Source organism: Lysinibacillus sp. G4S2 (genome assembly GCF_030348505.1).
In the GTDB taxonomy this organism is placed as follows: Bacteria; Bacillota; Bacilli; order Bacillales_A; family Planococcaceae; genus Lysinibacillus.
The window spans coordinates 1881604-1897497 of record NZ_JAUCFJ010000002.1 but is presented as its reverse complement, the minus strand read 5'-3'; the positions used below and the strand labels follow the sequence as shown (position 1 = coordinate 1897497).

Here is a 15894-nt window from a genome sequence, read left to right as displayed (position 1 = left end):
GATTACTCTTTGTAATATGTGAATTCTTTGTTTTTCTTGTAAATAATTTTATTACATATAATATATAATAAAAAATCATACTTGTCTAGTACAAAAACAAATTTTATTTTATCAATAGTACATTCATAAAAAAAGCTGCTCTTTATAACTTATAAGAGCAGCTTCTGTACATTTAATATTTTCTACTAATCATAAATACAAATCCTATTTAGAACAATCCTACCGCATGTCCTTCACTATCAACATCCATACGCAATGCTGCAGGTGCCTTTGGTAATCCCGGCATTGTCATAATATCCCCTGTTAAGCAAACTAAGAAGCCCGCACCTAACTTAGGGATTACTTCACGAATGGTGATTGTAAAGCCTTCTGGACGACCGAGTAAACTTGGTTGGTCGGATAAAGAGTATTGTGTTTTTGCCATACAGATCGGCATTGAATCCCAGCCGAATTTTTCAATTTGGGCGATTTGTTTTTTCGCTTGGTCGGTAAATTGAACGTCTTTCCCACCATATACTTTTTGCACGATAGTACGTACTTTTTCCTCAATAGATTCTGTTACATTATATAAAGGTGAGAAATTATTTTCCTCCTCAAGTACAGCTAACACTTGTTCTGCTAGAGCTAGACCACCTTTTCCGCCCTCTTCCCAAACATTTGTACGAGCAATACGAACATGATTTTCTTGACACCAGTTAAGAACCGCTTCTAACTCAGCCTCTGTGTCCGTAATAAAACGATTTAACGCGATAATCGGTTCAACGCCAAATGTACGAACCGTCTCGACGTGTTTAGCTAAATTTTCAATTCCTTGTAAAAGTGCTTCAACATTTTCACCAACAAGCGCTGTTTTCGGTACACCACCATGCATTTTTAATGCACGAATCGTTGCTACAACGACAACGGCACTTGGCTTGAAGCCTGCTTTACGTGCTTTAATGTTCATGAACTTTTCAGCACCTAAATCTGAGCCGAAGCCCGCTTCTGTCACAACAATATCAGCTAGCTTACGAGCTGTTTGTGTCGCCATAATCGAATTACAGCCGTGGGCAATATTGGCAAATGGACCACCATGAATAATGGCAGGTGTTCCTTCTAATGTTTGTACTAAGTTAGGCTTGAAGGCATCTTTTAATAATAATGTTAGAGCACCTTCTACTTGTAAATCACGCACAAAGACAGGCTCACGCTCAAATGTGTAACCGATGACGATGCTAGCTATGCGCTCGCGTAAATCTTCAATGCTTGTCGCTAAACAGAAGACAGCCATAATTTCTGATGCAACAGTAATATCGAAGCCGTCTTCACGTGGCATCCCTTGCACTGGACCGCCTAGACCCACAACTACTTTACGAAGGGCACGATCATTTAAATCCATTACACGCTTCCAAATAATACGACGAGGATCAATGTTTAAAGCATTTCCTTGGTGAATATGATTATCAATAAAAGCAGATAATGCGTTATTCGCTGTCGAAATAGCGTGAAGATCGCCCGTGAAATGCAAATTAATATCTTCCATAGGTACAACTTGTGCATATCCGCCACCTGTTGCGCCACCTTTTACACCCATTACAGGGCCGAGTGACGGCTCACGTAAAGCAACAACAACATTTTTATTCAATTGATGAAGTGCGTCAGCAAGTCCAACTGTTACGGTTGATTTCCCTTCACCTGCTGGAGTTGGACTAATGGCAGTTACTAGTACAACCTTTGCGTCCTCACCGTGAGTTGTTATTTTTAATGGATCAATTTTTGCTTTGTAGCGACCATACTGTTCAAGTGCATCCTCTGAAATACCTGCAGCTTTCGCTATTTCTGTAATAGGCATCATAACTGCTTGACTAGCGATTTCTAGATCTGTTAAAGGTTGATTTTTCGTTGTCATTTGACACCCTACTTTCTATGTTGTTAAATTCCATTATAGACTTTTTTGTGTAAGAAATCATAATTAGTTATCCAAGCATTTCGACAATCAATTGACAACTTAGCTCAATTCATGTATGTTCTAAGTGAAAATGCATTTTTTCACATTTTCGCAGGTTATGTCACGACTTAATTGATTTAGTACTACATTCAAGCGCATTGGAGGCGAATGCTTATGCAACAAGGAATCGTAAAATGGTTCAATAGCGAAAAAGGTTATGGCTTTATTGAATGTGATGATGGAGAAGATGTATTTGTACATTTTACGGGCATCCAAGAGGAAGGCTTCCGTACACTTGAAGAAGGTCAAAAGGTATCATTTGATGTAGTAGAAGGCAATCGCGGACCACAGGCGTCAAATGTTATGAAATTATAAGTAACAAAGGAGCTGTTCGATAGATGAACGGCTCCTTTTTCAAATGCTTTTATTTTTATTAGTACTGCTTCGTCTTCTATACGCAAGCGTCAACGATTGATCCAATAAAAAGCAGCTGGAAAAACTAGCGTTTCCTTCGTTCTATCAGTATCTTTAAATGTCACCCCAAATGGTCCTTCATGTAAATGACCAAGCGTCATAGTAGCTGCAGCGACTTCTTCATAAAAATCTAGGCGAATATTCGGTAATTGTAAGGAAATAAATTGTGCATGTTGCTCAGGCTCTGGTAATTGAAATATTTCCTGCCATAACTTTACGGTAGCTTTCACATCTTCTACATAAAATTGCACGGATTCCATCGTAATCGATTGTTTCGTATCAATGGCTCCACTTGCTTTTAATTGTGCAACACGTTCCTTATCTTCATCAGCCCACTCAATCAAAAATGGAAAATCAATTGCCTGCCCAGGCTTCCCAAAATGCAATAGCTTCCATTCTACCACGGAGCCATCTGGTCTAGTTCGACTACAAGCATCAGGACCATACACTTCAAAACCAAGTGCACGCAAACGTTGTCCTTCTTCTTCAATATTTTTCGTACGTAATGCAATTCGTGAAAAGCCATAGCGCTCATTCGCACGCTTAAACGTATAGTGTAGGGAATAAGGTAAATTCGCTGCATTTTCAAATAAATTACGATCATAGATTGCTATTTGTTCAATATAGTTTAATCCAAAGTAGCTTAACGTATTATATGTCCCCCACATTGTATGTTGACCACCGTTAATTGTATGGATATTGCGTTTGTTTAAGAAAATCTTTGTATTCTCTGGTGATTGAACTTGGTGAACCAGATGGTCAAAATATAAAGTCATTGACTAAACCCCCTTTTTACCCTCCATTATATACTTTACCTGTTAGTTTTGTTGGTTTAAAATGAAATTAGGAATATTACAATTATTAAACAGCGATGCTCGGCAACAAAATAATTTCTATGCAGATGGTTAATCAAAAAAAGTTTTTCATTTCCATCAATCAATGGTATATTCGCATAAAATAACAAGAGGTGATTAGAATGACAGACAAAGTAGCTGCTTTTAAACTTGCATTAGGTAATTATCCAACAGGCGTCACGGTTGTCACAGCTTGTAATGACACTGATGAACCTATTGGCTTAACTGTCAATTCCTTTGCGTCAGTTTCCATAGATCCACTCCTTATTTTATGGTCGCTCGATAAAAAATCACAGCTTCATCCATATTTTACAGCAGCCGAAAAGTTTGCTGTGAATATTTTAGCGAGCAATCAAGAACATTTATGTTCACTATTCTCAAGTAAAATCCCAGATCGTTTTGCTCAGGCAAAGTGGTCAACTTCTGTTCACGGTCTACCGATTTTACACGATACTGTAGCCACTTTACAATGCACAACATTTCAACAAATCGATGCAGGAGACCATACGATATTTATTGGGCAAGTCCTAGAAATTGATAATGCACAAAAGGAGCCTTTACTCTATCATCGTAGACATATTGGTGAAATCCCTAAAAGCTTTTATGACTAGGACACTATCTTCATAAGCAAGTAGCATACAAGAAAAACAGGATGATTCATCGTAATCCATCCTGTTTTTTTGTATCATATAAAATTGCCGACTATTTAGCCATACTCAAATTTATGAAACTCTATTAGCCTAGATATTTTTTATTAAGTGGCTATTTAAAAAGTTGTATATTCATTTTTAACGAAATACCGCTCAACAGGACCTATATCCTTAACCAACTCCTTTAACTAACTACAAATTAAAGCCACAAATAAGAGGAGAGAACAATCCTGCTTTCTTTGTGGCTTTCAAATATCTAGGCAACAGTCATCACACTGTTTACTTTTTCTGTGGGAATCTCTGTTTTTCAAGTCTGTTAATTTGAACAATGACACCATCTTGAATCGTAATGTGCACTTCTCCAAATTCTAAATTTTGAATTGCCTTTGCAATTGCCTCTAGCTTTTTGTCATCGATCTTTACCTGTTGAGTCATCCGATCCCCCCTTCTTTTTTTCATACTTTTTGTTCATAAGAGGCCAACGCATCAATCGTTTTATGCCCCCAATCAGATTGCCCTGTTGGATTTGGCACCTACACTAACAGTTGCCGAGGCTGGACCAAGTCCCTTCACCTCTCTCGATAAGAGTATTACGTTTCTTAGAAAGAATTTTATAATTCAGAAAACCTATTGTCAATATAAATATTATAAATCCTAGCTGAATACTTTGTAATTAAGTAAAAAGGAGTATTTTGAACATTTTAGTATTCATTTATGCCAATGGATAGTATTGAATTACTTAAGTTTTTTATTAGAAGGATGTGAACTCAATGAAGAGCATTATTCGAGAACTATGTTTCAACATCACTTAATACTGAATCATATGCATTTTCAAAAATCATAATGTATGCCCCCTCCATTTTTTGCCTACCGTTTAGTGATTAATAATCTAAATCATCAGGCGTGTTGATTAGGAAAAAATAGCTTTATTATTGAGCGATAAAAAGTATTTTTTTGTTGCTATAATGCCAATGAATTTCCATTTTAATTGATTGTAGTGTAGGGCTACTCGACTCCTGCGGGAAAGCGAGACAGACGAGACCCTGCACGAAGCGAATGTTTTCTGTGCGAAAGCGAAGCGACAGCAACAAAGCGAAGGAAGCGGCTCGACGCTCGCCCGCAGGAAGCCTTGCTCTGCGCGAAAGCGAAGCGTCAGCGGCAAATGTTTTATCTGCGCGAAAGCGAAGCGTCAGCGGCAAATGTTTTATCTGCGCGAAAGCGAAGCGTCAGCGGCAAAGCGAGTAGCCCGTAGCGGAAATCAAAGCCTTCTAATGAGTGAATAAAAATGGTTAATCAAACACCTACTAAATCATTTTATAAAACAAAAAAACTGTGCAGATTTATTGCCTCTACACAGTTTTCGCTCTATTTATTTTGTAATAAATCCATTAATGCTTTTGCTGTATCTTGCTTGCCCATAACCTTTAGTGGTTCGCCTTCAGCAGGTACAATCCAATGTGGCTCATCTCCACCATATAATGACTGCGAGCTATTTGCTACCATAAATTGAGCGTTCGCCGATTCCATCCTTAGACGTGCGCGGGACAGTAAAAACTCCTCATCATCTGTCGCCTCGAGTTTAAAGCCCACTAAAGTAACATTCGGCTGCCACTTTTTTATTTGCCCTAATATTTTAGGCGCTTTTTTAAAGTGAATGATAGGTGGCTCGTCAGAAGGCATTTTACCTGCTTCCTCCATTAAATTCCCTGATTGGTCATATACTTTGTCAATGAGCCAATCAGAACCAGCAGCAGCCATTACAACGATATCCACCTGTTCTTCCTGAACAGCATGTCGAACTTTCTCGCCTAAATCTTCAATACCTTCAAATCGAATGGTACGCATTTTATCTTTATTCGTCGGTAGCTGTGCGAAATAACCATGCATATACAATACGTTTGCCCCAGCCTCTAGTGCCGCCTCAGCTAAATAACAGCCCATCGATCCTTTTGATAAATTCGTATGTCCACGCACACGATCCCATTTTTCAAGTGTTCCCCCACTTGTAATGAGTACGGTCTTACCTCGTAATGTCCCCATACAATCACCTTTTTTCTAATCAATTTCGCCTTGGCGTAATTGTAGCTGTTGCTTCGCGTTCGCTACAGAAAACATTTGCCGCTGACGCTTCGCTTTCGCGCAGATAAATTGCCACAGGACGTGGCGTTCTTAGACTGAGATCCCCTATTTCAGTAGGTGTTTGGACACCCCCTGAAAAAGTAATTAAAATTGCATTCATCTGCTGAATGAAGATAAATATACAAATACTATTTTACGTAATGCTATGTAAAGGTTCAATGTTGTTTTTATAGAGCATGTCGATCTCCTCTAAGCGTTTACTCGAACTTATTTTGTTCTTTTAACCAGGAACTTAATATTTCCGCAAATTTTTTGGTAACAGGTGATGCCTGATGTTTCATAGCTATTCCAATTGTACGATAACCACCTTGTTTTAAAGGAATGGCTTTTAACGTAGGAGGTAAGTTATTCGTAACTAATTTCGGTAAAATACTAATGCCAAGTTGGTGAGAAATCATCGATATTATCCCTACCTCTTCCGATAGTTCAAAACGAATATTTGGCTTCACATGATATTGCTCTAAAAGTACTTTTACATCATTTGTCCCTTTATATGAAGTCATGATAAATGGCATGTCCTCTAGTTCCACTATATCAATTTCCGCTTTATCATAAAGCGGACTTTTATCGGAGACAATACACAGCAATGGATCCTGCTGGAGTTCAATATACTGAAATTGCCCCGACTTTTGACCATTTAAAAACCCAGCATCCACCTCTCCACTCAGTAGCCATTGTTCAATCTCATAATAGTCTCCCTCTCGCAATTCAACTTGTATGCCAGGAAATTGATTGTCCATAATACGGACAATTTCTGGCATCCAGTTTGAGGAAATGCTTGAAATTACGCCAATTCGTACTTTTCCACGAGTAACACCAAGTATGTGTGCAGCTTCTTGTTGTAATAGTTCCTCTGCATCAAGGACATGCCTCATCGCCCTTAGCATTGCATCCCCTTCACTTGTTAACGTGACACCCGCTCGACTTCTATGAATGAGCGCAAAGCCGAATTCCTTTTCTAAGCTGGAAACAGCATGACTTACAGCAGATTGAGTTAAACCTAAAGCATCTGCTGCTTTTGTAAAGCTTGCTACCTCAGCCACTTTATTCAAAATCTCATATTTCACTAAACTCATTGCCTTTTCCCTCTGCATACATGAATTTTTTTAATACTAATCATTATAAACATTCGTTTTACTAATCACAATACAAGATATATAGTAATTTTTATATGAAAACTGTTTTAGTACACAGATTGTAGGTGAGCATAATGGGTATCCAAGGAAAAGCAAATTTATTGATGGTTATTGTAACAATGTTTTGGGGATTATCTTATACCTTTATGGTAATGGGACTTGAAACATTGGCAGTTTATAATGTGGTGGCTTTACGTTGTATCATCGCATTCTTCGCAGCAGGTATTATCTTTTATAAACGCATGATGAAAGTCGATGCTAAAACATTAAAATATGCAGCTATTCAAGGGTTTCTATTATTCATTGTGTTCGCTCTCAGCTTATTCGGATTAGAAACAACTTCTGTATCAAATGCTGGATTTATTTTAAGTCTAACAGTTGTCTTAGTACCTATTTTCAGTAGTTTTATTGAAAAAAAATTACCTTCAAGAGCAGTTAGTTTTGCGATTGTTTGCACAATGATCGGAATTACTGTTTTAACTGCTCAAGGCTCACTTTCCTTCCAAAAAGGGGATATTTTAATAGCTATCGCTGCACTATGTTATTCGATTTACTTATTATTAAATAGTACATTTACACGAAGTGTTGAATCAATTTCCTATGGCGTATACCAACTTGGTTTTGCTGGACTTTATGCACTTATATTAACATTAATTTTTGAAACACCAACACTTCCAAATACAACGACTTCATGGATTGCCATTATAGGACTCGGTGTCATTTGTAGTGCATTTTGCTTCGTAGGGCAAGCTGTTGCACAACAGTATACTTCTGCTACACATACAGGACTCATTTTTTCTTTAGAGCCAATTTTCGCAGCTATGTTTGCTATGATGTTTATCGGTGAAGGAATAACGATAAAATTAATAATTGGTGGTAGCTTTATTCTGATTGGTAACCTTGTTGCTCAATTAGAGCATATTCATGTATTACGATTTATTAAAAAACAAGAACATGAAAAAGCTATTCATTAATCTTGAATCCATCCAAAACAAAAAAACAGAGTGATGCATGTGCATTCACTCTGTTTTTTTGTTCTTATAGATATCTTCGAATTCGTTCAGCCTCATTCATATGCTCCAGCCTTTAAACGCTCCTCGTAATCTTAAGGATTTCTGCACTTTCAAGAGTAGATTCTGACACAGTTACACGTGGACTACGCGGATCAGACGATACTGATTATCTTTCGAAATAGTTTAAGTCTTCATAGACTCAGTTAAATCCTCACACTCAGTAAATAATACGATAGCACCCAGTTCTACTAGTTGAGCATAGTATGCTGTTTGTCCCTCAGTAAGATCAAATCGCTTTAATCCTTCTGTTACAGCTGATTCACCGGTAAACCATGATTTTAATTGATCCATCCAATTCCCTACCTCATGTGTTTTAACGTCAGAATCCCATTTTACATCCTCTAATTTGCTTGGATCCTTTGCAATAATGTGAATGTCCTCTATTTGATATGCTTCTAATCGCATACTTTCTAAAATATGAAGCATCTCATCCCTTGTATGGGCCACTTCAATTTGTGAGTTTTGTTCATTCATCATGTTCAATTCCTCCTAATTTGTATGGCTTACTAGGTATTTACCCTACATATCCTAAAAATATAACCGTTTTTTTCATTCTTTAACGGACTGTAACATTCGTTATATTGTCGAGATATTTGTTGTCGTTTTGTAATAATGATATAGAGTCTTTATTAAATGCAAAAAAAAAGAAACAATGAGTACTTACTCAAGATGCCCATTGCTTCTTTTGATATTAATATTTTGGTTATTAGCGACCTAGGAAGGCTTTTAACATCCACGTATGCTTTTCAAGGGACTGATACATAGCATTAAGTAAATCCTCTGTACGGTCGTCTCCTTCTTCAGCGGCTAGCTCCATTGTTGAGTTTAATGATTTCATTAGCATTTGGAAATCTGAAATGGTTATAGCTACCATTTCCTCTGTCGTCTCATTTCCTGACGCTTCCTCAACATATGATAGTTCAAGATGCTCTTTTAAAGTCGCTACAGGCCTTCCATCTTTCGAAAGAATGCGCTCTGCAATTTCATCTAGATTCAATGTTGTTTCATTATATAATTCTTCAAATTTGGCATGTAGTGTAAAGAAGGCGCTACCTGTTACATACCAATGATAATTGTGCAATTTTGTATAAAGTACCGAGCATGTAGCGACAAGTTTATTCAATTGTTTGTTTAAGTTTTGTGTCATCATTTCTCCTCCAATGGCCAATTGTATCCATTAGTATGTGTAACAAAGTGTATTAGCTATACGCACATTTTTCCCATTGACACAAATAAATTTCAAAGATCATTTATCATAAAAAAACAAAACATCTTCCACTACATATTACTCGCTTTTCCCGCAAGAGGATTTGCCTTACAACGGGAGGTTAAAGGCAATTCCACAACAATCTCACACAAAAAGATTTCATCATTAGGAAGCTAGAAAACTTACAACAAACCTAATAAGAAATGGTCATGTTTTCTTTCTACACTATTAGACTATTTAAGTTCTATACGAATTTCTCTTATCTTTGTCACTGGAAGCTTTGCAACGTCAGCAATCCACTCATCCTCAGCACCTTTTTCTATTAAACCAGTGATTACTTGTTTCATGGCTTGTTCAAATCCTTGTTCAAATCCTTGCTTAAAGCCTTGCTCGAAACCTTGCTTGAAGCCTCGCTCGAAGACTTCCTGCCTTACTAATTCCAATACTCCTGCAAGTGTCGGTGGTAAACCTTCTATTGATGCAACATTTCTTCCTCCCCTCTAATCTCAGCTTTTATGAATGGGCACACAAAAGAAAATTATCAACAAAAAATCCTTGTATCCTCCAATGAAAAACTTATATTTTCCAAACCAACACATTTGAAAATTGACACTAAAAAACAATTAATCTATTTAAGTTCCACGCGAATTTCCTTTATCCTTGTTACTGGAAGCTTTGCAACTTCAGCAATCCACTCATCCTCAGCACCTTTTTCAATCAAACCAATAATTATTTGTTTAATACCTTGTTCAATACCTTGTTCAATACCTTGTTCAAAGCCTTCCTGTCTCTCTAATTCTAAAACTCCAACAAGCGTAGGTGGTAAATCCTCTTTATATAAACGCAAAATTTCTTCCTCCTCTCTAATCTCAGCTTTAACATCTTTTACAAGCTGCTCAGACATAGGTTTTGGCAGCTTCATTAAGTAATCAATAAAATAAAGTAGCGCTCTTATTTCTGTTCGTTCAATATTATTTAATAACCACACTTCTCTTAAGAGGGCTCTTTTATATGCACTACGTAAGCTAAATTTATTTTTAGTACGATTCATATAAATTGAAGCTAGCAACGCCTTACTAAAAAGCTTAGGTGATTTTTCCAATTCTTCTTCATCAAAATCTGAAACAACAAATTTATTAAAAGTATACGTTATTTCTGTACCATAATACTTTTCATAATACCGGTTCGTGCTTTTTGTACTCTTATCCGTAAAAATAGCAATAGCCACAATCTTCTTACCATATCGATCCCTAATACGATAGAAATACTCAAACATATGCTTCGCAAAATGCACTTCATCTCCAGCTTGTATTTCCGTATGGACAAGAATCCATTGCTCTTTCCCATTTTTTAAATGAACCTTCGCAATTTGATCAGCTATTTTGCGCCCTTGACGATGCTCAATAATTTCTTTGAAAAGCTCCTGTTGCAAAAATTCTACTTGCTTCGAAAAATCTACCTCTAAGTGTAACTCTGGCAAAAAAAACAACAAAAAATCTTCAAACAAATCCGCAATTAACTTCTTCCATAAATTATCTTGATTCACGTGACTTAACTTATACACATCTGGTTTCTCCAAAACTAACTGCATTATAACTTCATTCCCCCTTTCTTTAAATCCATTATAGCGAACACGAACATAAGTTTCTACATTATCATTTAATTTTTAAAAATATTAAAACTATTCACTATAATTATTTCACTTTCCGAAATAGTTTCGTTATAATGAAGTCACTTACATTAAAAGGGGTGTTAATTAGTGGAAGTTTTACCATTACGAAAAGATGTACCAGTAGAAGAGACATGGAATTTAAAAGATTTATTTGAAAATGATGGGGATTTTGAACCTGTTTTAGCTCAGCTTGTAGAGGATGCTCTAAACTTTGAACGCAAGTATCAAGGTACAATTACAGATGCACAAAAAGTAATTGAAGTTTTAACAGCTTTTGAAGCATTACAAAAAAGCATTGTTCCTATTGGCACTTATGCAAATTTAAATATTCAAGCAGATCGTACAGATGACGTAGCTCAAATGCGTTCTGCAAAATACAGTACTGCAGTGGGTAAAATAAGTAGTGCCTTTTCTTTCGTACGCAGTGAATTACTAGCACTAGACGAGGCAATTTTACAAGAAGCCACTGAGTTAAGTCCTATTTACAAAATTTACTTAGAGGAATTGTTAAAGCAAAAGCCTTATCAGCTAAACCCTGAAGTGGAAAAAGCATTAGCAGCATTTAGTTCAACTTTTAAAGCGCCTTATGAAACATATAATACGACAAAGCTAGTTGATATGCATTTTGGACAATTTGAAGCAAATGGTGAAAAGCATCCACTGAGCTTTGTATTATACGAAAACAACTGGGAGTTTGAGGCTAATACAAATGTACGCCGTGCTGCATTTGAGGCATTTTCTAGTAAATTACGCGATTATCAGCACACAACTGCCAAAATTTATAACACACATATTCAACAGGAAAAAACAATGGCAGATTTACGGGGCTTTGACTCTGTCATTGACTATTTGCTGTTTGATCAGGATGTTGATCGATCCCTTTATAATCGTCAAATAGATCTTATTACAAAGGAACTTGCGCCTCATATGCGCCGTTACGCAAAGCTGATACAACAAGCGAATGGCATCGAGAAAATGACATTTGCTGACTTAAAAATAGCACTTGATCCAGATTATGATCCGAAAATAACAATGGCTGAAGCAAAGGGTTATGTTGAAAAAGCATTAGCAGTTATGGGCGAGGATTATAAGAACTTGATTGAGAAGGCGTTTAACGAGCGATGGATTGATTATGCACCAAATAAAGGAAAATCAACAGGTGCATTTTGTTCGAGTCCGTATGGTAGTCATCCATTTATTTTAATGTCATGGAATGAACGTATGAATGAGGTATTCACACTTATCCATGAGCTAGGACATGCAGGTCATTTTGCGAATGCGCATGCCCATCAATCTTATTTTAATAGTCGTCCCTCGTTATACTTTATCGAGGCACCATCAACAATGAATGAAATGCTTCTTGCCAATTATTTATTGACACATAACGATGATCCTCGCTTCAAACGTTGGGTTATTTCAAACATTGTGTCCAAAACATATTATCATAATTTCGTCACACACTTACTAGAGGCAGCATATCAACGAAAAGTATATGAATTAATTGACGCTGGTGAAGCTGTTAATGCTACAGTTTTAAATCAATTAAAACGTTCTGTCCTAGAAGAATTCTGGGGCGATACTATCGATATTTCTGAAGGCGCAGAGCTTACTTGGATGCGTCAGCCTCACTATTATATGGGCCTTTACCCTTACACATATAGCGCTGGCTTAACAATTTCAACGCAAGTATCTAAGCGCATATTAAAAGAAGGTAGTACGGCCGTAGATGAATGGTTAACTGTCCTTCAGTCTGGTGGTACGAAATCACCTGTAGAGTTAGCTCAAATGGCAGGTGTTGATATTACAACAGAGCAGCCGCTTCGAGATACGATTTCTTATATCGGTCACCTCATTGATGAGCTTGAACGATTAACAATGGGAATGGAAACTATCAAAGGATAATCACCCCTATTTTACTTAACAAGGACCATCCAACGCTTTTAAGGCGTGGATGGTTTTCTCTTTTTTAGTTCTAAGCAGGAAATTACGTACATATACTAGAATCAGGGCGTCCCTCTACTTTTTTTTGACATTTCTAAATAGATAATCATTTTTCTTCATACAAATGTACCGTTATTATTAAGAGTACGCAATTTATTTAGCAAAATTCGACAAACAATTTTCAAAGGAAGTGTTTCTAATTATGGTAAAACGTAATGATCCATGCCTATGCGGTAGCGGCAAAAAATATAAAAAATGTTGTGAAGGTAAACAGCAGGTTACAGTAGAAGCTGTAGCAATTGAAGAATTAGAGCGTGTACTACAAACTTTTTACCTAGAATATCCAGAACGCAAAGATGTTCGTGCCTATATAGAGCATGTAGGTACATGGCAACCTAAATTAGAGAGTTTACTACAAAGAGAGCTAATTGAGGCGATCGCGTTAGACGACTTCTTCTTCCATCAAGAGCCATCTATTTGGAAAGGTTACTTAAAGAAAACGAAGAAAAAAACGGTAAGACCTTCTACAGTAAAAGTGTTAGAAGGCTGGTCACAACCTCACCTATTTATTGGTTCCGTGTCAGTTGTAGAAGAAAAATATTTTAAGGCTACACATGTATTAACAAATGAAGAAATTTATATTCGTCGTGAAAATGACAAACCTATCCCTGAAGGTATGCATGTCTTTGCATTCATCTTACCAGATGGTTCAAAAAAATCAGAGCATTATTTAGCTGTTTCAACGCTGATCTTCTTCCCAGAAGACCATGCAAAGGTATTTGAACAATTCAAGAAAAATTTTGATGCTTCAGAGAAGAACGTTGGAGCATTCTTAAAAGAAGAGCATTTATCCTTCTGGGAATTACTTGTGTCAAATGGTTATAAAGGCGAGGAATTCTCTAACTTTGAGAGCAATGTACTTACACAAGTAAAAGAATTCCTTGAGCAAAATGATCGAGAAACAGCTCCTATGTTAGAGCTTTTAGAGGACTATTTAATTGAAGGACAACCATCTGCGCGTAAAGAGGCTGCTATTGCTGCTGGCGCGATTCGATATGGTCAGGAAAAAGAGCTATTCGAGTCGTTGTCATTGACTGTAAAAGAAATTGCGGCAACGTTCGATATTTCTGCTTCCTCTTTGACAAAATATTATCAAGACTTAAGTAACTATGCTACAACTAAATAATTCCTAAAAATAAAATGGCGCCTCACGCCCTAAGTCTATCTTAGAGTGTGCGGCGCATTTATATATAAAGGGAAATCTTTGCTTTCAGTGATTTTTGAGGTGAGGGTTTTGTACCTGGACTCTTCGCTTTCGGTACAGATAAATTACTGCCCATTAATGTGGGATAAATAGAAAAAAGCTACTTTTGTCATCAGTATAACCAACAACAAAGTAGCTTTTCTATGGTAACCAACCAACTTTATTATTTCCGAACATATTGTTATTTATGCATTGAATTTAGTAAATATGAATTTTTTTAAGCAAATATACAACTTATCATTATACTGTATTCTATATTAACATAATCCATTTAATACTTATGGTTACTTCGCCAAAGTGGATAAGATATTTCTGGATCATCACCATAACGTATGGTTGATTTCCGTTCCGACTGGAGGCGTCTAGCCGGAACGAAGATCAAGCATACGTCTTAAAAAATGTCATCTACAACTTTTGGTGATGAAGCACATTTCTGTAATATGTTATCTTTTGTACAAATCCTTTTACAGAGTCATTTACTATATACCTTCAAGAGCTCTTCTCCGAGAAACTGTAGTCGCTCTCCTACTGAGCAAGCTTCAATACAGAAGCGATGAGCTCCAGGCTTACCACGCTCTTTTCGTAATTGCTTTATCACTAAGCAATCAGCGCAATACGTATCATGCAGTTCATCAATATCTTTCATAACCGTCACTTTATCCATTTCGAACTCTCGCTCCTTTCACGTCCAAATTTCACTTCTTACTATTATGAAGTGAACAATTTGATCAAGCAACTATTTTGTTTTTCCTTAATTAACAAAGGCTGTGATTAAGATATTGTGAAAAAGCACTATTGATGTACAATTAAAATTAAATATGCCTCGGCATATTTGCGTCCGGAATCGGCTTTGTGTTTGCACAAAGAACTCCTTTCCGATTTCCACGACATCCGCCGGAGGCTTTACCTTCTTTAAGCGGATGTTTGGACACCCGCTTAAAGAAAGTAAAATCTAAAACAAAAAGTAGGGATTTTATGTTAGAAGTAAACATAGATGCTGCTAGTGCAGGAAATCCTGGCCCTAGTGGTATTGGAATATTTATTAAAGGAGAAGGCCATCATATACAGATCAGTGAGTATATAGGGCAAGCCAATAACCATATTGCCGAGTTCACTGCCCTAGTACGTGGCCTTGAGGAAGCACAAAAACTTTCTTCAAACATTGTTTCAGTGCGCTCTGATTCAAAAATTGTTGTAGCCTCTATGGAAAAAGAATATGTCAAAAATGAGGAATTTAAACCTTTTCTTGAGCAGGCACTTACACTTGCACGTAGCTTCGATTTATTTTTCATCAAATGGGTTCCAGATACGCAAAATAAAGCTGCAGATGTACTTGCACGTAATGCAATTCAAAAAGAAAAAAATTAAACCATCTAATGGGGACTGCCCCTTGCCTACAACAAGTGACAGTCCCTTCAATTCGTTCAGATACTTACTATCCCCCAATATTTTATTTTTAACTCTGTTTTCTTAAATTTACGAGTAATTAAAAAAGTATTCAACAATAATTTTGATCAGTATAAATTGTATCCTTAATGTTATTTTGTTGACATATAA

The 15894-nt window shown here is 36.7% G+C and carries 17 protein-coding genes; 7 read left to right on the top strand and 10 right to left on the bottom strand.

Features of this window, described 5'->3' with window-relative positions; all coding sequences use genetic code 11:
• Window positions 1-208 precede the first annotated feature (208 nt).
• Window positions 209-1888, bottom strand: coding sequence for a formate--tetrahydrofolate ligase (locus tag QUF91_RS09645; protein ID WP_289417620.1), 1680 nt, complete (start codon window positions 1886-1888; stop codon window positions 209-211).
• Between the two features lie 213 nt (window positions 1889-2101).
• Between QUF91_RS09645 and QUF91_RS09640 the strand changes: the two genes are divergently transcribed.
• On the top strand, window positions 2102-2302 hold the full coding sequence (locus tag QUF91_RS09640; protein ID WP_285397239.1) for a cold-shock protein: 201 nt from the start codon (window positions 2102-2104) through the stop codon (window positions 2300-2302).
• 89 nt (window positions 2303-2391) lie between these two features.
• Here QUF91_RS09640 and QUF91_RS09635 read toward each other — a convergent pair whose 3' ends face one another.
• Window positions 2392-3177 (bottom strand): VOC family protein, encoded by a 786-nt coding sequence (locus QUF91_RS09635; RefSeq protein ID WP_289417619.1) that lies wholly within the window; start codon window positions 3175-3177, stop codon window positions 2392-2394.
• Window positions 3178-3377: 200 nt separating this feature from the next.
• On the opposite strand from QUF91_RS09635, the gene QUF91_RS09630 reads away from it, so the two are divergent.
• A complete protein-coding gene (locus QUF91_RS09630; protein ID WP_285397237.1) occupies window positions 3378-3866 on the top strand; it encodes a flavin reductase family protein in 489 nt (162 codons plus the stop codon).
• A gap of 318 nt (window positions 3867-4184) precedes the next feature.
• On the opposite strand, the gene QUF91_RS09625 is transcribed toward QUF91_RS09630, so the two are convergent.
• Window positions 4185-4340 (bottom strand): YezD family protein, encoded by a 156-nt coding sequence (locus QUF91_RS09625; protein ID WP_285397236.1) that lies wholly within the window; start codon window positions 4338-4340, stop codon window positions 4185-4187.
• 630 nt (window positions 4341-4970) lie between these two features.
• On the opposite strand from QUF91_RS09625, the gene QUF91_RS09620 reads away from it, so the two are divergent.
• Window positions 4971-5150 (top strand): hypothetical protein, encoded by a 180-nt coding sequence (locus QUF91_RS09620; protein WP_289417618.1) that lies wholly within the window; start codon window positions 4971-4973, stop codon window positions 5148-5150.
• Window positions 5151-5270: 120 nt separating this feature from the next.
• On the opposite strand, the gene QUF91_RS09615 is transcribed toward QUF91_RS09620, so the two are convergent.
• Window positions 5271-5945, bottom strand: a complete 675-nt coding sequence (locus QUF91_RS09615; RefSeq protein WP_289417617.1) for a phosphopantothenoylcysteine decarboxylase domain-containing protein — start codon at window positions 5943-5945, stop codon at window positions 5271-5273.
• A 296-nt stretch (window positions 5946-6241) separates the two neighbouring features.
• Window positions 6242-7120 carry a LysR family transcriptional regulator gene (locus tag QUF91_RS09610; protein WP_285396974.1) on the bottom strand — a complete coding sequence of 293 codons (879 nt, stop codon included), beginning with the start codon at window positions 7118-7120 and terminating at the stop codon, window positions 6242-6244.
• Between the two features lie 134 nt (window positions 7121-7254).
• Between QUF91_RS09610 and QUF91_RS09605 the strand changes: the two genes are divergently transcribed.
• A complete protein-coding gene (locus QUF91_RS09605; RefSeq protein ID WP_285396975.1) occupies window positions 7255-8154 on the top strand; it encodes a DMT family transporter in 900 nt (299 codons plus the stop codon).
• 222 nt (window positions 8155-8376) lie between these two features.
• Here QUF91_RS09605 and QUF91_RS09600 read toward each other — a convergent pair whose 3' ends face one another.
• The 4 genes from QUF91_RS09600 to QUF91_RS09585 form a co-directional block, all read right to left on the bottom strand.
• Window positions 8377-8730, bottom strand: coding sequence for a general stress protein (locus QUF91_RS09600; protein WP_285396976.1), 354 nt, complete (start codon window positions 8728-8730; stop codon window positions 8377-8379).
• A 229-nt stretch (window positions 8731-8959) separates the two neighbouring features.
• Window positions 8960-9400, bottom strand: a complete 441-nt coding sequence (locus QUF91_RS09595; protein WP_289417616.1) for a Dps family protein — start codon at window positions 9398-9400, stop codon at window positions 8960-8962.
• 293 nt (window positions 9401-9693) lie between these two features.
• Complete coding sequence (locus tag QUF91_RS09590; RefSeq protein ID WP_289417615.1) at window positions 9694-9903, bottom strand: hypothetical protein; 210 nt, start codon at window positions 9901-9903, stop codon at window positions 9694-9696.
• A gap of 185 nt (window positions 9904-10088) precedes the next feature.
• Window positions 10089-11051 carry an RpnC/YadD family protein gene (locus QUF91_RS09585; protein WP_289417614.1) on the bottom strand — a complete coding sequence of 321 codons (963 nt, stop codon included), beginning with the start codon at window positions 11049-11051 and terminating at the stop codon, window positions 10089-10091.
• Window positions 11052-11219: 168 nt separating this feature from the next.
• Between QUF91_RS09585 and pepF the strand changes: the two genes are divergently transcribed.
• Both pepF and QUF91_RS09575 read left to right on the top strand, forming a co-directional pair.
• The gene (gene pepF, locus QUF91_RS09580; RefSeq protein WP_285396980.1) at window positions 11220-13034 is read left to right on the top strand and encodes an oligoendopeptidase F; all 1815 of its coding nucleotides are present in this window, start codon (window positions 11220-11222) and stop codon (window positions 13032-13034) included.
• Between the two features lie 241 nt (window positions 13035-13275).
• On the top strand, window positions 13276-14259 hold the full coding sequence (locus QUF91_RS09575; RefSeq protein ID WP_289417613.1) for an SEC-C domain-containing protein: 984 nt from the start codon (window positions 13276-13278) through the stop codon (window positions 14257-14259).
• Between the two features lie 550 nt (window positions 14260-14809).
• On the opposite strand, the gene QUF91_RS09570 is transcribed toward QUF91_RS09575, so the two are convergent.
• A complete protein-coding gene (locus QUF91_RS09570; RefSeq protein WP_053482386.1) occupies window positions 14810-15001 on the bottom strand; it encodes a zinc-finger domain-containing protein in 192 nt (63 codons plus the stop codon).
• Window positions 15002-15312: 311 nt separating this feature from the next.
• On the opposite strand from QUF91_RS09570, the gene QUF91_RS09565 reads away from it, so the two are divergent.
• Entirely contained in the window at window positions 15313-15705 is a 393-nt protein-coding gene (locus tag QUF91_RS09565; RefSeq protein WP_285396982.1) for a ribonuclease HI family protein, read from the top strand.
• The last annotated feature ends 189 nt before the right edge of the window (window positions 15706-15894 follow it).